Consider the following 18,686-nt stretch of genomic DNA (forward strand, 5'->3'; position numbering starts at 1 on the left):
CCCGTGGGTACCGGCCGCCCTTCGGTGTCGTAGAAATGAGAACAGCTATCCGGCGTCGCCCGTGTCCGCCGAGATCAGCTCCCGGCAGCGCTTCACGTCCTGCGCGATCTGCTCCAGCAGGCCCTCCAGCGAGTCGAACTTCGCCTGGCCGCGCACGAAGGCGAGGAAGTCGACGGCGACGTGCAGGCCGTACAGGTCGAGGCCGACGCGGTCGATCGCGTACGCCTCCACCGTGCGCTCGGTGCCGTCGAACTGCGGGTTCGTGCCGACCGAGATCGCGGCCGGCATGGCCTCGCCCTGGACGTGGAGGTAACCGGCGTAGACGCCGTCCGCCGGGATCGCCGTGTGGGGCAGGGTCTCGACGTTGGCCGTCGGGAAGCCCATTTCGCGACCTCGCTGGGCGCCGCGCACGACGACGCCCTCCACCCGGTGCGGGCGGCCGAGAATCTCGCGGGCGCCCTCGACGTCGCCCTCGGCGACCAGGCGCCTGGTCAGTGTGGAGGAGAAGGGCTCACCGCCGCCCGCCGCACCGCTCACGTAAAGATCCACCACCTCTACCTCGAAGTCGTATGTCCTGCCCTGCTCGATCAGGAAGGCCACATTGCCCGCGGCCTTGTGGCCGAAGCGGAAGTTGGGGCCCTCGACGACCGCCTTCGCGTGCAGTTTGTCCACCAGGACCTTGACCACGAATTCGGCCGGGGACAGTTTCGAGAACTCTTTGGTGAACGGCAGGATCAGCACCGCGTCCACCCCCAGCTCGGCCATCAGTTCGGCACGGCGGTGGTGCGGGGCGAGCAGCGGGGGGTGGCTGCCGGGGCGCACGACCTCGCTGGGGTGCGGGTCGAAGGTGACGACGACCGAGGGAACGCCCAGCTCACGGGCGTGCTCCACGGCATGCCGGATGATCAGCTGGTGCCCGCGGTGGACCCCGTCATAAGAACCGATGGTGACGACACTGCGCCCCCAGTCCTCAGGGATGTCCTCCAAGCCACGCCAGCGCTGCACTGTGACCGCTCCTCATCGAACCCGTGTCCGTATGTAGACCTGTGTCATTGACCTCTTACGCAGGTCTAAGGGTGCCATGCCGGGGGCCTGTGGCCCGCATCGGCCTGGAGGCTGTGACCGGGCGCACGTACCAGAGCCGCTACGCGGGAACCCCCACCCCGGCCAGGTTCTCGATCATGCGCCGCGTGCCGGGTCCGACCACCGCCGCCCAGTCCTCCGGGGTGTCGGCCAGCCAGCGGGCCATCAGGGCGGCGAAGCCGGGCACGTGGCGGCCCAGGTCGACAAGCCCGCGGTCGAAACGGGTCGCGCCCGCGGGGGTACGGACGAGCAGCCGGCCGGTGCGGTGGACGAGGTCGCGGATCTCGTCGTCGTCACGGCGGCCGGCCGTGTGCAGGAGTGCGTCCAGGACGGCGGGGTCGTGCTCGTGCGTGAGCAGGAACTCCAGGAGTTCGCGGCGCAGGGGGCGGGAAATCGGGGTGCCGGGGGCGGCGAGCACAGGGGCGAGGGCGATCCGTACCGACGCCGGGCCGCCGCTCAGGAGGCCGGTGACCAGAGGGAACAGCAGGACGCCGGCGGTGGGGCCGTGGTCGAGGCAGCGGTCGACGTAGACGCCGAGGTACGCGGCCGTCTCCGGCCACCGTACGGCGGTCTCGCGCACCAGGGCGGCGGCCCGGCGGGCGAGCGCCGGGGTCGTGACGTCGGCGAGCGTACGGACGGCCTCACTCGCGTGCGGTCCGTGCAGGCGGGCGCGGAAGGCCTCCAGGACCGGTTCGGGGTGCGTGGTGAGGGCGGCGGCCAGCGCGCTCGGCGGGAACTGCGGGTCGCCGGACGCGAAGTGCCGTAGCGCCTGCGGGAGATGGCGGGTGCGGGTGCGCGGATCGCGGACCAGGAGGGCGAGCGCGCCGCCGTGCAGGGTGGAGTCGGCGGGGCGGGCCAGGAGGAACTCGGCCGCGTAGCGCAGGAGTTCACGGTCCGCCTCGGTCCGTACGTGCGGAGCGGCCCGCAGTCCGTACGCCACCGCCGCCACCCTGCGCGCCGGCCGCTCGTCGTGCGCCCACCGGTCCACCGCCCGGCACACGGCCGACGGCTCCTCCTCGGCCAGCACGGCGAGGAGTTCGTCGGCCCGCCCGTGCGCACAGCCGACGAGCACCTCCGTCAGATCGTCCAGCGCCCGCCGCCGATGCGTGTGCAGCAACGCCTGCGCGGCCGTCGCCACGGTCGCCTCCGGCGTCGCGGGCAACGACCGCTCGTCGTCGAACCACCGGGTCAGCAGCGGCTGTACGACGGCGGGGTCGGCGGCGAGCAACTCGGCGGCGGTGTCCAGGAAACGGGGCGGCGCGGTGCCCTGCGGGGCTGCGTCGGTGAGCACGAGCCGCCGTAGCAACTCGAACCGTTCGGCATGGGGCAGGTGCAGCGCGGTCCAGAACTCCGGCGCGAACTCCTTCGGTACGACCGCCTGTTGCTGCCTCCGCGCCACCAACTGGTCGGCCAGCAGCCGCAACGCGTTGCCGTACGGCGTGGCATCGGGCACCCTTCGCAACACCTCGGCGAGCAGCCGCGCGGCCCACCAGGAGTCCGGGTCGACGTTCAGGGCGTCCGCCAACTCCTCCAGTCGTAGGGCCAGTTGGTGCGTGCCGTGTTGCCTGGCGAGGAGCAGCAGGGCCTGCACGACAGGGCCGATGCGGTGATGTGGCACGGGGAGTCCGGTGCGTGGAGTCCTGGAACGGTGGACCAACGCCCGCAGGGCCTCGTCGAGGTCGAGGTGGGTGCCCTGGATCCAGTCGGCCAACTCCTCGTGGGCGAACCGGTATCCGGTCCCGGCCGGCACGAGCAGCCCCTCGGTGAGGACTGCGGACGCCCACCGGCTGCCACCGCCGAGCCGCGCCGGTGCGGGACCCCACGGGAACACGGCCTCGAACGACTCCCGGTCCAACTCCCCCTGCCCCGGCCCGAGACTGCGCCGCGCCGCCTCGTGCACCTGCCCGGACACCTTCGCGGCGAGCCGTCGCACGGCGGTGCCGCGCAGCCCGTTCTCGGCGGCGAGCCGGACCGCGATCCGGAGGCACATGAGGTCGAGGTGGGCGGCGAACACGTCGTCCCGGTCGAGCGGGGCGCCAGGTGCGGCGGGCAGCGCGGCGAGCACCTCGGAGAGGAGCCGGAGGGCGAGAGGATGCCGGGCATCGGCTTCGGCAAGGACGCCGTCCGGAACGCCGTAAGCTGCGCGGGCTCGGCGGGCTTCGTCCGGGCCGAGATCTCCAAGCTGAACGCATACCGGCGGAACCGCCCTGGGGGCTGCGCCCCCAGACCCCTCATCGGCCTGAACGGCCTCGTCCTCAAACGCCGGACAGGCTGAAAAATGCGGACCGGCGTCACCAGGCGCGGGCGCCTCGAAGAGAAGCGGACCGACACGGTCAGCCGCAGGCGCCCCGGAGTGAGCCGGACCGACCTCGCCGACCTCAGGCTTGCCGGAAGAAGACTCGCCGTACAGCGACTCCCTCGGAAACCCCGCCCCCGCCCCTTCCCAGTACTCCGCCCGACACCCCACCACCAACCGCGCCCCGCTCTCCCGCAACCACTCCCCCGTCCCCCGGGTCCACTCGCCCAGCCGATGGGCAAGCACAGGCGGCATCTCCTCAGGCCCGTCGAGCAGCAACAGCAAGGGCCGCCCGGCGTCACGGGCAACCCGCGCCAGTCGCTCGGGACCGACATCGCCGAGGTCGCCGCAGTCCCCATGCGCCGAGACGGACGCGGCGACGATCCGTGCCGCCCGCTCCACCGTCCTACGCACCGCGTCCGCCACCGACGCGTCCCCGTTCCGCAGATCGGCACCGCGCAACCACAACGTGGGAGCCGGCTCCGCACCCCCGTTGCGCCGCGCGGCGAGCGCCGCGAGCTCCGTCGTACGGCCGCTGCCCGGCGCTCCGACAAGACCCAGCACGACGGCCGGACTCTCGACGAACGCGACGAACTCCCGTACCAGCGAGGGGCGTTCAATGGGCTCCACCACACACGAACCGTCGCCGTCCAGCCCGGGACCCACGAACCCCGCGAGCGCCCCCGGCGGCCCGTCCGACCCCACCGACGTGGCCGTCAGTTCCAGGACTCCCGCCAGATTGAGGTCCGCGCCGTACGCGGGCACCGTCGCGGAATTCCGTGCTAGGAGGTCACCCAACGGGCCCTCCCCACCGCCCACTTGGCGTAGCGGCACCGCGAACCCCGTGTCGCGTTGCCCGGACTGCAATGCCGTGCCGAGGACACCGATCACCGCTCCGGTCACCGCGTCGAGGACCGGGCCTCCGGCCGCTCCCCCACCCAGCCGCAGCGCGTCCCGCCCCGCCGTGCCGATCGCCAACTCCAGGGCGTCGTCCAGGAGATGGAAGCGGTCGGTGGCCGTATAGGTCACGGAGGTCGCGCCCAGGAGGCGGGCCTCGCGCCAGCGGTCCGCTGCGACGCGGACGTAGGTGCCGGTCTCGACGCGGTCCCGGACCGTGACGGGGAGCGGGTCGACGCCGAGGCCCTCGGTGCGGACGAGGGCCAGGTCGAGGGCCGGCAGCGGGGTCACCGCGTCGGCGGTCACGAGGCAGGTGCGGTCGCCGGCCGCGTGCAGGACGAGGCGGGACAGTCCGTCGACCGCCTCGTGGCTGGTGATCACCGTGCCGTGGTGGTCGGCGACGAATCCGGTGCCGCGCGGGCGCCCGGCGAGGTCGCGGATGCGCACCAAGGACTCGTCACCGGCAGCGGGCGCAGCACCTGCCGCGTCACCAACAGCCGACACGGCGCCCCGCGTCGACCGCTCCGCCCGTGCGTCTTCCCGCGTCCGACGGCCGCCGCCCGTCCGCAGGCCACGTCCCGCCATGGTCGAACCTCCCCGCCGTACCCATGCCCTGTGTTCGACGGTAGGCGTGGCGTGATCAGCGGGACAGATCGCGTGGTGAACGCGCCCCCTTCCGCTCCCTCGGTTCACTCCGAGCGCCTGCCCGGACGGGTGAATAGAAGCGGAGGGTTGGATACACCCTAGGGGTGGGGGAACCGAGGGGGGACCGTGGAGCGGCGGGAACGTGGACCCCGTGACCGCCGCTCCACGGGCGGGACTTGAGACCCCGTCCCGCCCGTGGAGCGACTCTCAGGCGAAGACGGCGAGGCTCTTGGCCTTGCCCTTCTGTTCCTCCACGAGTGCCAGGAAGCGGCCCTCGGGATCGAAGACGCCGACCGCGCCGACGCCCGTGTACTCCTCGGGGATGTCCAGGCGGACTCCGTTGAGCAGCAGCTTCGCCCGACGGGAGTCCACGGACCAGCGCGGGAACGCGGCTTCCGCGGCCTCGGCCATCGGCATCACGGTCAGCTCCTCCTGGAGCTGGTCCAGGGTCCTCGCCGTGTCGAGCTTGTACGGGCCGACGCGGGTGCGACGGAGAGCGGTCAGGTGGCCGCCCACGCCGAGGTCCCCGCCCAGGTCGCGGGCCAGGGCCCGGATGTAAGTGCCGGACGAGCAGACCACCGAGACCACCAGGTCCAGGACGGGGGTGCCGTCCTCGGCGACGGCGTTCCGGACGTCGTAGACCGCGAAGGAGGAGATGGTGACGGGGCGGGCCGGGATCTCGAAGTCCTCGCCGTCGCGGGCCCGTTTGTACGAGCGCACGCCCTTGATCTTGATGGCGCTGACCTTGGACGGGACCTGCATGATCTGGCCGCTGAGCTTGGCGATCCCGGCGTCGACGGCGTCCCGGGTGACCTTCGAGGCGTCTGTCGACCCCGTGATCTCGCCCTCTGCGTCGTCGGTCAGGGTGCTCTGGCCCAGCCGGATCGTGCCCAGGTATTCCTTCTCGGTGAGGGCGAGGTGCCCGAGGAGCTTTGTCGCCTTCTCGACTCCCAGGACGAGTACGCCCGTTGCCATGGGGTCGAGGGTGCCCGCGTGCCCGACGCGGCGGGTGCGGGCGATGCCGCGCATCTTGGCGACCACGTCGTGCGAGGTGAAGCCCGACGGCTTGTCCACGATGACAAGGCCGTCGGGCGTCGGGGTTTTCTCGGTCATTCGGCGGTGTCGTCCTCGTCGTCGTCCTCGTCGTCCGGCTTCTTGTACGGGTCTGCGTCACCCGCGTACGTGGCACCCGCCGAGACCTCGCGTACCTTCTCGTCGGACTGCCGCGCCTTGTCGAGGAGGCCCTCGATGGTCTTGGCGGTGTCCGGGAGGGCGTCCGCGATGAAGGTGAGGGTCGGTGTGAACTTCACGCCGGCCGCCGTGCCCACCGCGGAACGCAGGATGCCCTTGGCGCTCTCCAGACCGGCTGCCGCCTCGGCCCGCTGCTCGTCGTCCCCGTAGACCGTGTAGAAGACGGTCGCCTCCCGCAGGTCACCCGTGACGCGGGTGTCCGTGATGGTGATGTGGGTGCCGAGCCGCGGATCCTTGATCCCGCGCTGCAGCTTCTTGGCCACCACCTCTCGGATGAGGTCCGCCAGCCTCTTGGCACGCGCGTTGTCGGCCACTGGTCCGTCTCCTTAGTAACTACGTCTTGCTGCGACTACGTCTTGCCGCTTGCTTCGGTCTTCGTCCGGCTTCAGTCTTCGTCGCTGTGGAGTCTGCGTCGAACGGAGAGCAGTTCCACCTCGGGCCGCGCGGCGACGAGTCGCTCGCAGCGGTCCAGTACGTCGGTGAGATGTCCCGTGTCCCCGGAGACCACCGCGAGCCCGATCTCGGCCCTGCGATGGAGGTCCTGACTGCCCGTCTCGGCCGCGCTCACCGCGTACTTGCGCTGGAGTTCGGCCACGATCGGACGGACGAGAGAGCGTTTCTCCTTCAGCGAGTGGACGTCGCCGAGGAGCAGGTCGAAGGACAGAGTCCCCACATACATGTGTGTCCGGATGTCCCGCCGGTTCGGGGTATGGGCGCCGGTCTCGGACGCCGATACAGGAACCGTACACGCAACGGCCGGGGCCGATCGACGGAAATTCTCTCCGCCGACCGGCCCCGATCGCGTGCTGTGTCGATCAGCCGCGAGGCTTCTCGCGCATCTCGTACGTCGCGATGACGTCGTCGACCTTGATGTCGTTGAAGTTGCCGAGGTTGATACCGCCCTCGAACCCTTCGCGGATCTCGGTGACGTCGTCCTTGAAGCGACGCAGACCGGAGATGTTGAGGCTCTCCGCGATGACCTTGCCGTCGCGGACGAGGCGCGCCTTGGTGTTGCGCTTGACCTCTCCGGAGCGGACCAGGACACCGGCGATGTTGCCCAGCTTGGACGACTTGAAGACCTCGCGGATCTCCGCCGTGCCGAGCTCGACCTCCTCGTACTCCGGCTTGAGCATGCCCTTCAGGGCCGCCTCGATCTCCTCGATGGCCTGGTAGATCACCGAGTAGTACCGGACGTCCACGCCCTCGCGCTCCGCCATCTGCGCCGCGCGGCCCGCAGCGCGGACGTTGAAGCCGATGACGATCGCGTCGGAGCCGGTCGCCAGGTCGATGTCCGACTCGGTGACCGCACCCACGCCGCGGTGCAGGACGCGGATGTCGACCTCTTCGCCGACGTCGAGCTGGAGCAGCGAGGACTCGAGAGCCTCCACCGAACCGGACGCGTCGCCCTTGATGATGAGGTTGAGTTCCTGCACCAGACCGGCCTTGAGGGCCTCGTCCAGGTTCTCCAGGGAGAACCGGACACCACGCCGGGCGAAGTTGGCGTTGCGCTCGCGCGCCGCCCGCTTCTCGGCGATCTGACGTGCCGTGCGGTCCTCGTCGACGACGAGGAAGTTGTCGCCGGCGCCCGGGACGTTGGTGAGTCCGAGGACGAGGACCGGGGTCGAGGGACCCGCCTCTTCCACGTTGTCGCCCTTGTCGTCGAGCATCGCGCGGACACGGCCGTAGGCGTCGCCGACCACCATGGTGTCGCCGACCCGCAGGGTGCCGCGCTGGACCAGGACGGTCGCGACGGCGCCGCGGCCCTTGTCCAGGTGGGACTCGATCGCGATGCCCTGCGCGTCCTGCTCCGGGTTGGCCCGCAGGTCGAGCGAGGCGTCCGCGGTGAGGACCACGGCCTCCAGCAGGCTCTCGATGTTGAGGCCCTGCTTGGCGGAGATGTCGACGAACATCGTGTCGCCGCCGTACTCCTCGGCCACCAGACCGAACTCGGTGAGCTGACCGCGCACCTTGGTCGGGTCGGCGCCCTCGACGTCGATCTTGTTGACCGCGACCACGATCGGCACACCGGCCGCCTTGGCGTGGTTCAACGCCTCGATCGTCTGGGGCATCACACCGTCGTTGGCCGCCACCACGAGGATCGCGATGTCGGTCGACTTGGCACCACGAGCACGCATGGCGGTGAACGCCTCGTGACCCGGGGTGTCGATGAAGGTGATGCGACGCTCTTCTTCGTTGACGACGGTCGCGACCTGGTAGGCACCGATGTGCTGGGTGATGCCACCGGCCTCGCCCGCGACGACGTTCGTCTTGCGGATGGTGTCGAGGAGGCGGGTCTTACCGTGGTCGACGTGACCCATGACGGTCACGACCGGCGGGCGAACCACCAGGTCGTCCTCGTCGCCCTCGTCCTCGCCGAACTCGATGTCGAAGGACTCGAGCAGCTCGCGGTCCTCCTCCTCCGGGCTGACGATCTCCAGGACGAAGTTCATCTCGTCCGCGAGGAGCTTCAGCGTCTCGTCGGAGACGGACTGCGTGGCAGTGACCATCTCGCCGAGGTTCATCATCACGCCGACGAGCGACGCCGGGTTGGCGTTGATCTTCTCGGCGAAGTCGGTGAGCGACGCACCGCGCGACAGACGGACGGACTGTCCGTTGCCACGAGGCAGCATCACACCGCCGACCGACGGGGCCTGCATGGCCTCGTACTCCTGGCGCCTCTGCCGCTTCGACTTGCGACCGCGACGCGCGGGACCACCGGGACGACCGAAGGCGCCCTGTGTGCCACCGCGGGCACCCGGACCACCGGGACGGCCACCGAAGCCGGGACGGCCACCGCCGCCACCGGCGGGAGCACCCGGACGGCCGGCGAAACCGCCGCCACCGCCACCGGGACCCGCGGGACGACCGGCGAAACCGCCACCGCCGCCACCCGGACGACCGGCGAAGCCGCCGCCGCCACCACCGGGACGACCGCCGCCGCCACCCGGACCACCGGGACGACCGCCGCCGGCACCGGGACCGCGGCCACCGGGGCCGCCACCGGGACGGGGGCTACCCGCAGCGGGACGCTGCGGCATCATGCCGGGGTTCGGACGGTTGCCGCCGGGGCCACCGCCGGGACGCGGAGCGCCGCCCTGCGGGCGGGGCATGCCGCCCGGGCTCGGACGCGCGCCGCCGGGAGCACCTGGACGGGCACCGCCCGAAGCGCCCTGGGGACGGGGACCGCCCTGACCGGCACCCTGCGGACGCGGAGCGCCACCAGGGGCACCGGGACGGTCCGAGCCGCCGGGACGCGGGGCACCGGGACGGGGAGCCCCGGGGCGCGCCATGCCGGTGGAACCACCGGAGGTGAACGGGTTGTTGCCCGGACGGGGACCGGCCGGACGAGCACCGGGACGCGCGCCCGGACCGCCCTGACCACCCGGACGCGGAGCGCCGGGACGGTCGCCGCGGTCACTGCGCTCGGGACGGTCGCCACGACCCTGACCACCCTGGCCGGGACCGGCCGGACGGGCACCGCCCGGACGGGGAGCCTGGCTCGCCGGACGCGGGGCGCCCGGACGCGGGGCAGAGCTGGAACCGCCCGTAGAAGCAGGGGCGGCAGGCGCGGCCGGAGCCTCGGGAGCCGCCGGAGGCGCGGTGAACTCGGGCGCGGTCGGCGCCGGCGAGGCCGGAGCCGGACGCGGCGCGGGCCGCGGACCCGGACGGGGGCCGCCGGCGGAGGCCGGTGCGGCGGGCGCGGCCGGGGCTGCGGGAGCCTCGGCAACGCTCTCGGCGACAGCCGGCTTCGGGGCCGGCGGGCGCGGGGCGGCAGGGCCCGGACGGGCACCCTGCGCCGGAGAGGGGGCACCCGGACGAGCCGGGGCAGCCTTGCGTGCGGGGGCGGGCTTGCCGCCTCCGTTGCCCTGCTGGAGGGCGTCTGTCAGCTTGCGTACAACGGGCGCCTCGATCGTCGAGGACGCCGAACGGACAAACTCACCGAGTTCTTGGAGCTTGGCCATGACGACCTTGCTCTCCACCCCGAACTCCTTGGCGAGTTCGTATACCCGGACCTTAGCCACTTCGCTCCTTTTAGGTCCGGGTGCGTCCGGACCGTCGCTACTTCATGGGCGTACTCATCGCGTGCTCATCGAGTGCTCATCGCAATCTCGACCTACTTCCAACTCGCGGAATACCGGGCCGCACGGAGGTTCCGTACGACTCGCTCTTACGGTGTCGCCTGCTCGACGTAGAGGCGCAACGCCTTTGTGTCGAGCGCTCCCTGGGCACGCAGCGCCCGTGGGAACGCCCGGCGGCGTACCGCCAGGTCCAGACAGACCAGGGCGGGATGCAGATACGCACCCCGGCCGGGCAGCGTACCGCGATGATCGGGAGCGCATTCGCCCTCGACCGCCACGATGCGCAGCAGTTCCTTCTTGGCCGCTCGCTCCCGGCACCCCACACAGGTGCGTTCAGGGCATGCGCGGGCTCGCGTCCGGCCAGACACTGCTAAGTCTACCTCCCCGCACCGACCTCACCCCTTCGGGGGAAGAATCGAACGGTTGTTGTCGTGATCTAAGCCACTCGCGGCCGAGATCTATTCCCCTGCCTGGTCGGACGGCTGTTCGGTGTCCGGACGGATGTCGATGCGCCACCCCGTCAGCCGGGCCGCGAGCCGGGCATTCTGCCCTTCCTTGCCGATCGCCAGGGACAGCTGGTAGTCCGGCACCGTCACGCGCGCGGAGCGGGCCGCGAGGTCGACCACCTCGACCTTGGAGACCCGCGCCGGGGAGAGCGCGTTGGCGACCATCTCGGCCGGGTCGTCCGACCAGTCGACGATGTCGATCTTCTCGCCGCTCAGCTCGCCCATGACCGCGCGCACCCGGCCGCCCATGGGGCCGATGCAGGCGCCCTTGGCGTTCAGACCACTGCGGGTGGAACGGACGGCGATCTTCGTACGGTGGCCGGCCTCGCGCGCGATGGCGGCGATCTCCACCGACCCGTCGGCGATCTCCGGCACCTCCATGGCGAACAGCTTCTTCACCAGATTGGGATGCGTACGGGACAGCGTCACGGACGGACCGCGCACACCCTTCGCCACCCGGACGACGTACGACCTCAGGCGCATGCCGTGCGGGTACGTCTCGCCGGGGACCTGTTCCTGCACCGGCAGGATGGCCTCCAGCTTGCCGATGTCGACGAGCACGTTCTTCGGGTCGCGGCCCTGCTGGACGACTCCGGTGACGATGTCGCCCTCACGGCCCGCGTACTCGCCCAGCGTCGCGTCGTCCTGCGCGTCCCGCAGGCGCTGCAGGATGACCTGCTTGGCGGTGGTGGCGGCGATCCGGCCGAAGTCGGACGGGGTGTCGTCGAACTCGCGCGCCTCCTGCCCCTCCTCCAGGTCCTCGGGGTCCTCCTTCGCCCACACGGTCACATGACCGGTCTCCCGGTCGAGCTTCACGCGCGCGTGCCGGCGGCTTCCCTCGGTGCGGTGGTAGGCGATGAGGAGCGCCGACTCGATCGCCTCGACCAGCAGGTCGAAGGAGATCTCCTTCTCCCGCACCAAGCCCCGCAGGGCACTCATGTCGATGTCCACGGCTACGCCTCCTCTGCGTTCTCTTCGTTGTCTTCTGTTGTGTCTTCGATGTCTTCGGTGTCTTCGATGTCGTCGTTCTTGTTCTTGCGGTTGAACTCGACCTGCACGCGGGCCTTGACGACGTCCGCGAAGGCGAGCCGCTTGGCGGTGGGCTTGCGCCCCTTCACACCGGGCACCTCGACGTCGATGCCGTCGTCGTCCACGGTGATGATCCGGGCGACCAGCTCACCGCTCTCGGCCAGCTGGAACTTCACCAGCCGGTCGGTGGCGCGTACGTAGTGACGGTGTTCGGTGAGTTCGCGCTCGGCGCCGGGGGTCCCGACCTCCAGGGTGTACTCGCCCGCGCCCATCGCGTCGGTCTCGTCGAGCTTCGCCGAGAGCGCGCGGCTCACATCGGCGATCTGGTCCAGATCGGCACCGGTGTCCGAATCGACGACCACGCGCAGCACCCGCTTGCGGCCCACCGAGTCCACCGCGACCTCTTCGAGATCGAGTCCCTGGGAGCCGACGAGCGGTTCCAGCAGTTCTCGCAGCCTCTCGCTCTGGGTCGTGCTCATCCGGGTGACTCCTCGGCCGCGTGTGCTGTTGTGGGTAGGGCGCGTGTCTGCACAAAGGGTATCCGGTCTCAAGGTGTGTTGCCGTCCACCTGCGGGCGGACCGGTGCCGGTGACTGCCGTCAGGCCTACGCGCGGGTACCGTGATCACGGGCGTGCCGCCCTTCCCGTCTCTTCGCCCGCCTTTTCGTTCGTACGAGCCCCCCGAGGACGATCTGCCGTGCCGTTCCCCCCACCTCCGCGCACCCTCCTGGGGCCGCGCAGAAGGAGCCTGCTCGCCTCGGCCGCCGGAGCCGTCCTCCTGGTGGGCTGTTCCACCGACGGGGACGACTCCGGGACCGCGGGCGGCAGCGAGTCCGCCGCCGAACACGCACGCGCGCGTGCGGCCACGGACAGCGAGACCCTCCTCCGGCACTACGACGAGGTACTCGCCGCGCACCCGACGCTGGCGGACCGCCTGGACCCGCTGCGCGCGGAGGTCGTACGGCACGCGGCGGCCTTCGGAGGCGGAAGCGGCGGCTCTACGGCCTCCTCCTCGCCGTCGGCATCGGCGTCCGCGTCGTCCACCCCCGTTGCGGCGGCCCCTGGCGATGCCCTGGCCGATCTGGCCACCGCCGAGCGGGCCCTCGCCGACCGGCGGGCCAAGGCGCTGCTCGATCTGCCCGGCGAACTGGCCCGGCTGCTGGCCTCGGTGGCCGCCGCGGGGGCCGCGCACGCGTATCTGCTGACGGAGGGTGCCAAGTGAGCAGCGAGGAGAAGGCCGCGGAACTGACCGCGTTGCAGGCCGCGTTGGCCGCCGAGCACGCGGCGGTGTACGGCTACGGCGTCGTCGGCGGGCGCATCCGCGAGGGCCGGCGCCAGGAGGCCAAGGCGGCCTACGACGCGCACCGCGCCCGGCGCGACGCGCTGGTCCGCGAGGTGCGCGACCTCGGCGGCAAGCCCGTGGCCGCGTCCGCCGCGTACGCGCTGCCGTTCCCGGTACCGGACTCGGCGGCGGCCGTAGAACTCGCCGCGGGGCTGGAGGACCGCGTCGCCGGGGTCTACTCCGACCTCGTGCGGGCCTCGACGGACGGGGTGCGCGGTACGGCCACGGAGGCGCTGCGGGAAGCGGCGGTCCGCGCGGTGCGCTGGCGGGGCGGGAGCGTACCCTTCCCTGGTCTCGCCGAGCGGGCCGCGACACCCGCGGCCTCGGCGACACCCACGGCGTGATCCGCACCGGGACGCAAGACCGCAGGACCGTAGGAAGGGAACAACTCGCGCATGGCTTTCGAACCGCCGCAGCGTCTGGTGAGGGCGCTCGGGGAGACGGCACCGAGCGGTGACGACTGGTTGGAGAAGCTGCCCGAGGTGGCTCAACAGGCCGTTGATCTACGCGAGTTGACTGTGGAGCGGGTGCAGGTTCCCGGTGGGCGCAGCAGTTTGGTCGTGCTGGTGCGGCGGGCCGACGGGACCCCGGCCGTGTTGAAGCTGGCCCCGCGTCGGGCCCGGCCGGAGAGTGAGCGAGCCGCGCTGGCGCGGTGGGGTGGGCTGGGGGCCGTGCAGCTTGTCGAGCCGTTCGCCGCCGAGGGTGTACTGGTGCTGGAGCGGTTGCATCCTGATGTGTCGGTGCGGTCGTTGCCGGAGGCGAAGGCCCTGCTGGAGGCGGCGGGGACGTTGCGGCGGTTGTGGGTGGAGCCGCCTGGTGATCATGCGTTTGAGACTGTGGCCGAACGGACGGGGCGGCAGGCGCGGGTGATGCGCGGCAGTGGACCGGAGGTTGCCTCGTTGGTCTCGGCCGCGCTGGAGGCTCGGGAGGCCTTGTTGGCTGCGCCGCCTGAGGTTCGGTTGCTGCATGGGACGTTTCGGCAGAGCAAGGTGCTTGCGGCTGAGCGGGTGCCGTGGCTGGCCGTGGGGCCGGATCCTGTTGTGGGTGAGTGTGCGTTTGATCTGGCTCGGTTGGTTCGGGATCGGGTTGAGGATCTGATCGCTACGCCGTCGGGGGCTTCTACAACTCGGCGGCGGATCAAGCGGCTTGCTGAGTCTTTGGATGTGGATCAGGAGCGGTTGCGGGGGTGGACGTTGTTCCGGGCGGTGGAGTCCGGGGTGCGGGCGCTGCGCGTGGGGCGGCCTCGGGATGCCGAGTTGTTGCTGGAATTTGCCGGGTGGCTCTAGGTCTCGTTTTTGTCTGCGGGTGCGTGGGGGCTGGTCGCGCAGTTCCCCGCGCCCCTAAAAGACGGGCGTCTCAATTAGCCCCGTTTTGCAGGGCCGTTCGGACTCCGTCCTTCCACACCTCCGTTATGTTGCCGGGCAGCGCCGTCAGGTCGTAGGCGTTGCCCTCGACGAGCACCAGGTCTGCTCTGCGGCCCGGCTCTACTGTGCCCAGGTCGTCGTAGCCCAGAAGACGCGCGGCCGACGACGTGGTCGCTGCCAGCACCTCGCCCGGGGTCATGCCGCACGCCTCCATCAGCGGAAGCTCGTCCAGGTTGGTGCCGTGGGGGCCGATGCCGCTGTCTGTGCCCATGGCTATGCGGACGCCTGCCTCGGCTGCTCGGCGGACCGAGGTCGCGTGGGCCTCGGTGACCTCCTTGGCCTTGCGGAGCATCGCTTCGGGGATCTGGATGCCGGACTCGGCGGCGCGGATCACCGACACCGGGGCGATCAGGGTGGGGACCAGCCAGGTGCTTCGCTCCAGCATGAGGTCGATTGCCTCGTCGTCCAGGTGGATGCCGTGTTCTATGGAGCGGACTCCGGCTCGGACGGCGTTCTTGATGCCCTCGGCGCCTTGGGCGTGGGCCATGACGTAGCGGCCTTGTGCGCGTGCCTCGGTCACCAGGATGTCGAGTTCCGCCGGGGTGAACTGGCTGTGGCGGGGGTCGTCGCGTGGGGAGAGGACGCCGCCGGTGGTGCAAACCTTGAGGACCTCGGCGCCGGCGCGGAGCAGGGTGCGGGCGGTGCGGCGCATCTCGTCGGGGCCGTCGGCGAGCGCGGGTGGGCGGCCCGGGTGCGGTACGGCGAGGCCGGCGCACTGGCCCGAGGGCATCCAGGGGTCGCCGTGGCCGCCGGTCTGGGTGATCAGGCCGATGGAGATCTGGACCCGGGGGCCCGTCAACAGGCCGTCGTCCACTGCCTGTTTGATGCCCAGGTCGGCGCCCGCCGCGTCACGGACCGTGGTGATGCCCGCTTCGAGGGTGCGGCGCAGGTTCACCGCTGCCTCGTAGAACTGGTACGAGAACGGCTTCTGCAACGCCCCCAGCAGGCCTATGCCGTTGAGGGTGAGGTGGACGTGGCAGTCGAACAGGCCCGGGAGCAACGTGCGCCCTGTGCAGTCGATTTGGGTGTCGCCGTCCAGGGACGCCCCCACCTCGACTATGCGGCCGTCGGACACGACCACATCTGCGGGGGCCGGGGCTGCGCCGGTGCCGTCGAAGACCAGGCCGCCCGTGAAGACCGTACGGAGTGGGGAGTTGTTCATGCCGTCACCGCAACCTGCTTGTCGGGTTCGGGAGTTGTCCTGCGGGCCAGGAGGCGTTCGGCGGGTACCGCGAGGGTCAGGACGATCAGGTTCGCGGCCAGGCCGATCAGGCCCACGTTGACGTTGCCCGCCAGGTCCTTGTTCCAGAACGTCAGCCAGATGACGGCCAGTTCACCCACGAACAGGCCCGCCAGGATGGGGATCTTGCCCACCGGGCGGCGGGTCAGGAAGCCGAGGGCGATGGCGGGGGCGAGTTGGACCGTGCCGCTGTAGGTGAGGAGCAGGAGGTTGGCCAGCAGTTCTGGGCGGAAGATCGCCAGCAGGAGGGACAGGCCGCACGCCGCCACCACCGTGCCGTGGTTGATCCAGAACTGGGTGCGTTCGCCCTGTACGCGGGCGATGTTGCGGGCCACCAGGGAGGAGATGCCGATCAGGATGCCCGCCGCCGGGACCATCGCCGTCGCTATCGCCGCGATCACCACCAGGCCCGTCGCCCACGCGGGCAGGACCTGCTTGCTCAGGGTCAGCAGGATGCCGTTGGCCGAACTGCCCGGCTTGAGCACGAGGATGGCGGCGAAGCCGACGATGATCGGCATCAGGAGACAGAGTTCGTAGAGGGGCATCCAGGTGTAGTTGCGGCGCAGGACCTTGGGGTCGCGGGCGGACATCACGGCGGGCCAGGCGTGCGGGAGACACATCAGGCCTACGCCGATCGCGCTGACCAACATGCTTGTGGTGAACCAGACTTGGTCGGAGGGTCCCGCGTGGATCGTCAGCATCTCGGGGTGCAGCTTGTCGATGCGGTGGAACATCGCGCCGACTCCGCCCGCGAAGTGGGAGGGGATGGCTACGAGGAGCACGCCCAGGACGATCAGCATGACGACGTCCTTGAAGTACGACGTCATCGCGACGCCGTGCAGGCCCGCCCACAGGACGAAGGCCACGACCAGCACGCTGCCGATGATCATGCTGAGGGTGCCGGAGGACGAGTTGCCGGTGACCAGCTGGACGATCAACCCCAGCCCGGTGATCTGGAGTTGGAGATACGGGAGGACGAAGACGACGCCGAGGACGGCCGCGACCGTGCCGAGCAGTTTGCTGTCGTAGCGGTCCTCCAGGTAGTCGCCCTGGGTGAGGTAGCCGCGCTCCTTGCCGAGCGACCACAGGCGCTTGGCGAGGAAGAACAGCACCATGTAGCCGATGGGGACGTACGGGAGGGCGTAGAGGGCCGCCACTCCGCCGCTGAACGCGAGGCCTGCCATGCCGAGGAAGGTGAAGGTGGTGAACACCTCGCCGGCCTGGAGGAACCACATGCTCACCGCGCCGAAGTTCCGTCCGCCCACGGCCCATTCGGACAGGTCGGCGGCGGGCTTGCGGCGACCGGCGAAGCCGAGGACGCCGATCAGCACGATGCCGGTGAACGTCATGATCAGGATGGTCGTCACTGGTCGACTCCCTCGGCGGTCGTGACGGTCGCGGTGGCGTCGGTCGACTCGGCTGCCTCGCGGGCCATCTGACGCTCCGTCAACAGCAGTGCCGGCGTGCACATCACGCACCACGCCGCGCCCCACACGAGCATCCGGGGCAGGCCGAACCACAGCCCTTCGGTGTTCACGAACGGCAGGAACGGCATGAGGGCCAGCGCGAGCGCGGGCACGGCGGGGATCAGGTGGTAGGGACGCACTACGCCTCCTTGGCAAGGGAGTTGAGACGGTCCAGTCGGCGGACGGCGAGTTCGGCGAGCAGGGCGGAGCCGTCGGAGACGACGCTGTCGTCGAAGGCGGCGAGCGGGGAGTGGTTGCCGGGCGCGGTCTCCGGGTCGCCGGTGGTGTCGGCACCCAGGAACACGAAGGCGCCCGGCACCCGGTCCAGGACCCGGGAGAAGTCCTCCGAGCCGGTGATCGGGTCGGCCAGCGGTGCGAAGCGCTCCTCGCCGAAGGCCTCGCGGACGGTGTCGGCGAGGAAGTCGTGCTCGGCGACGTGGTTGACCGTGACCGGGTACTCGGGGACGAAGTCGACCTCGGCGGTGAGGCCGTGGGCCGCCGCGATGCCCTCGCAGAGGCGTACGGCGACCTCGGCGGCGCGTTCGGCGGCGGCCGGGGTGAAGGTGCGCACGGTCGCCTCGAAGACGGCGTCGTCCGGGATGATGTTGCGCCGGGTGCCGGCATGGAAGGTGCCGACGGTGACCACGACCGGGTCGAAGACGTCGAAGCGCCGGGTCACCATCGTCTGTAGCGCGGTGACCATCTCGCAGGCCGCCGGCACCGGGTCCAGCGCGGTGTGCGGGCGGGAACCGTGCCCGCCCGCTCCTACGACCCGTACGTGCAGGCCCGCCGAGGCGGCCATCAGCGTGCCGGGGCGGGAGGTGAAGACGCCGGTGGGGTACGACGACGAGCTGACGTGCAGCCCGTAGGCCGCGTCGACCGGGCGGCCCGCCGCCGCCAGGACCCCCTCCTCGACCATGTGCCCGGCGCCGTCCCAGCCCTCCTCCCCCGGCTGGAACATGAACACCACGTCCCCGGCGAGGAGTTCACGCCGGTCGGCGAGCAGCCGGGCGGCGCCGACGAGACCGGCGGTGTGCAGGTCGTGGCCGCAGGCGTGCATGGCGCCGTCGATGCGGGAGGTGAAGTCCGCGCCGGTGCGCTCGGTGACCGGCAGGCCGTCCATGTCTCCGCGCAGCAGGACGACGGGGCCGCGTCCTGGCTCGTCTCCGCCGGGCTCGGTTCCGCCGCCGCGCAGGACCGCCGTCACGGAGGACAGTGACGTGCCCGTGCTGATCTCCAGCGGCAGTCCGTCCAGGGCGGCCAGCACCTTCTCCTGGGTGCGCGGCAGATACAGGCCGATCTCCGGTTCCTGGTGCAACGCCCGGCGCAGGACGGCCAGTTCGCCCTGGAGCTCGTGTGCGTCGTCTCTCAGCGTCATCCCGATCCCCTCGTAGGTCACTCCCGCAACTCCAGGACGCTGCCCAGCCGG

At 71.1% G+C, this 18,686-nt stretch carries 16 protein-coding genes; 3 read left to right on the top strand and 13 right to left on the bottom strand.

Annotated elements, in window-relative coordinates; genetic code table 11:
* Nucleotides 1-45: 45 nt before the first annotated feature.
* From OG194_RS12315 to rimP, 9 genes are all read right to left on the bottom strand, one after another.
* A complete protein-coding gene (locus tag OG194_RS12315; protein ID WP_327400915.1) occupies nucleotides 46-1,005 on the bottom strand; it encodes a bifunctional riboflavin kinase/FAD synthetase in 960 nt (319 codons plus the stop codon).
* 139 nt (nucleotides 1,006-1,144) lie between these two features.
* A complete protein-coding gene (locus OG194_RS12320; RefSeq protein ID WP_327400916.1) occupies nucleotides 1,145-4,861 on the bottom strand; it encodes a trypsin-like peptidase domain-containing protein in 3,717 nt (1,238 codons plus the stop codon).
* 267 nt (nucleotides 4,862-5,128) lie between these two features.
* Nucleotides 5,129-6,034 (bottom strand): tRNA pseudouridine(55) synthase TruB, encoded by a 906-nt coding sequence (truB, locus tag OG194_RS12325; RefSeq protein WP_327400917.1) that lies wholly within the window; start codon nucleotides 6,032-6,034, stop codon nucleotides 5,129-5,131.
* Nucleotides 6,031-6,486, bottom strand: coding sequence for a 30S ribosome-binding factor RbfA (gene rbfA, locus OG194_RS12330; protein WP_327400918.1), 456 nt, complete (start codon nucleotides 6,484-6,486; stop codon nucleotides 6,031-6,033). The genes truB and rbfA overlap by 4 nt, the downstream gene beginning before the upstream one ends.
* A gap of 71 nt (nucleotides 6,487-6,557) precedes the next feature.
* Nucleotides 6,558-6,851 (bottom strand): DUF503 domain-containing protein, encoded by a 294-nt coding sequence (locus tag OG194_RS12335; RefSeq protein WP_019064765.1) that lies wholly within the window; start codon nucleotides 6,849-6,851, stop codon nucleotides 6,558-6,560.
* Nucleotides 6,852-6,987: 136 nt separating this feature from the next.
* Nucleotides 6,988-10,194, bottom strand: a complete 3,207-nt coding sequence (gene infB / locus OG194_RS12340; protein WP_327400919.1) for a translation initiation factor IF-2 — start codon at nucleotides 10,192-10,194, stop codon at nucleotides 6,988-6,990.
* Between the two features lie 146 nt (nucleotides 10,195-10,340).
* Entirely contained in the window at nucleotides 10,341-10,619 is a 279-nt protein-coding gene (locus OG194_RS12345) for a YlxR family protein (RefSeq protein ID WP_327400920.1), read from the bottom strand.
* A gap of 90 nt (nucleotides 10,620-10,709) precedes the next feature.
* Nucleotides 10,710-11,708, bottom strand: coding sequence for a transcription termination factor NusA (gene nusA, locus OG194_RS12350; RefSeq protein WP_033284955.1), 999 nt, complete (start codon nucleotides 11,706-11,708; stop codon nucleotides 10,710-10,712).
* Between the two features lie 2 nt (nucleotides 11,709-11,710).
* Nucleotides 11,711-12,265 carry a ribosome maturation factor RimP gene (gene rimP, locus OG194_RS12355; RefSeq protein ID WP_327400921.1) on the bottom strand — a complete coding sequence of 185 codons (555 nt, stop codon included), beginning with the start codon at nucleotides 12,263-12,265 and terminating at the stop codon, nucleotides 11,711-11,713.
* A 217-nt stretch (nucleotides 12,266-12,482) separates the two neighbouring features.
* Between rimP and OG194_RS12360 the strand changes: the two genes are divergently transcribed.
* Genes OG194_RS12360 through OG194_RS12370 form a run of 3 tightly spaced genes read left to right on the top strand, consistent with a single transcriptional unit; the run spans nucleotide 12,483 to nucleotide 14,413 of the window.
* Nucleotides 12,483-13,007 carry a hypothetical protein gene (locus tag OG194_RS12360; RefSeq protein WP_327400922.1) on the top strand — a complete coding sequence of 175 codons (525 nt, stop codon included), beginning with the start codon at nucleotides 12,483-12,485 and terminating at the stop codon, nucleotides 13,005-13,007.
* On the top strand, nucleotides 13,004-13,471 hold the full coding sequence (locus OG194_RS12365) for a ferritin-like domain-containing protein (RefSeq protein WP_327400923.1): 468 nt from the start codon (nucleotides 13,004-13,006) through the stop codon (nucleotides 13,469-13,471). The genes OG194_RS12360 and OG194_RS12365 overlap by 4 nt, the downstream gene beginning before the upstream one ends.
* 51 nt (nucleotides 13,472-13,522) lie before the next feature.
* Nucleotides 13,523-14,413: an aminoglycoside phosphotransferase family protein gene (locus tag OG194_RS12370; protein ID WP_327400924.1), complete on the top strand. Its 891-nt coding sequence runs from the start codon at nucleotides 13,523-13,525 to the stop codon at nucleotides 14,411-14,413.
* A gap of 70 nt (nucleotides 14,414-14,483) precedes the next feature.
* On the opposite strand, the gene OG194_RS12375 is transcribed toward OG194_RS12370, so the two are convergent.
* The 4 genes from OG194_RS12375 to OG194_RS12390 are packed head-to-tail and all read right to left on the bottom strand — an operon-like array spanning nucleotide 14,484 to nucleotide 18,635.
* Nucleotides 14,484-15,713, bottom strand: coding sequence for a metal-dependent hydrolase family protein (locus OG194_RS12375; RefSeq protein ID WP_327400925.1), 1,230 nt, complete (start codon nucleotides 15,711-15,713; stop codon nucleotides 14,484-14,486).
* The gene (locus OG194_RS12380; protein ID WP_327400926.1) at nucleotides 15,710-17,158 is read right to left on the bottom strand and encodes a sodium:solute symporter family protein; all 1,449 of its coding nucleotides are present in this window, start codon (nucleotides 17,156-17,158) and stop codon (nucleotides 15,710-15,712) included. The genes OG194_RS12375 and OG194_RS12380 overlap by 4 nt, the downstream gene beginning before the upstream one ends.
* Entirely contained in the window at nucleotides 17,155-17,397 is a 243-nt protein-coding gene (locus OG194_RS12385; RefSeq protein ID WP_327400927.1) for a hypothetical protein, read from the bottom strand. Before OG194_RS12385 ends, OG194_RS12380 begins: the two co-directional genes overlap by 4 nt.
* Nucleotides 17,397-18,635 (bottom strand): M20 metallopeptidase family protein, encoded by a 1,239-nt coding sequence (locus OG194_RS12390; protein ID WP_327400928.1) that lies wholly within the window; start codon nucleotides 18,633-18,635, stop codon nucleotides 17,397-17,399. The genes OG194_RS12385 and OG194_RS12390 overlap by 1 nt, the downstream gene beginning before the upstream one ends.
* Nucleotides 18,636-18,686: the final 51 nt, after the last annotated feature.

The organism is Streptomyces sp. NBC_01288, assembly GCF_035982055.1.
In the GTDB taxonomy this organism is placed as follows: Bacteria; Actinomycetota; Actinomycetes; order Streptomycetales; family Streptomycetaceae; genus Streptomyces.

What these genes read in the sequence shown, in the direction of transcription:
- OG194_RS12320 (WP_327400916.1), bottom strand. Translation starts at nt 4,861, where the DNA reads ATGGCGGGACGTGGCCTGCGGACGGGCGGCGGCCGTCGGACGCGGGAA.
- truB (WP_327400917.1), bottom strand. Translation starts at nt 6,034, where the DNA reads ATGACCGAGAAAACCCCGACGCCCGACGGCCTTGTCATCGTGGACAAG.
- OG194_RS12335 (WP_019064765.1), bottom strand. Translation starts at nt 6,851, where the DNA reads ATGTATGTGGGGACTCTGTCCTTCGACCTGCTCCTCGGCGACGTCCAC.
- rimP (WP_327400921.1), bottom strand. Translation starts at nt 12,265, where the DNA reads ATGAGCACGACCCAGAGCGAGAGGCTGCGAGAACTGCTGGAACCGCTC.
- OG194_RS12370 (WP_327400924.1), top strand. Translation starts at nt 13,523, where the DNA reads ATGGCTTTCGAACCGCCGCAGCGTCTGGTGAGGGCGCTCGGGGAGACG.
- OG194_RS12375 (WP_327400925.1), bottom strand. Translation starts at nt 15,713, where the DNA reads ATGAACAACTCCCCACTCCGTACGGTCTTCACGGGCGGCCTGGTCTTC.
- OG194_RS12390 (WP_327400928.1), bottom strand. Translation starts at nt 18,635, where the DNA reads ATGACGCTGAGAGACGACGCACACGAGCTCCAGGGCGAACTGGCCGTC.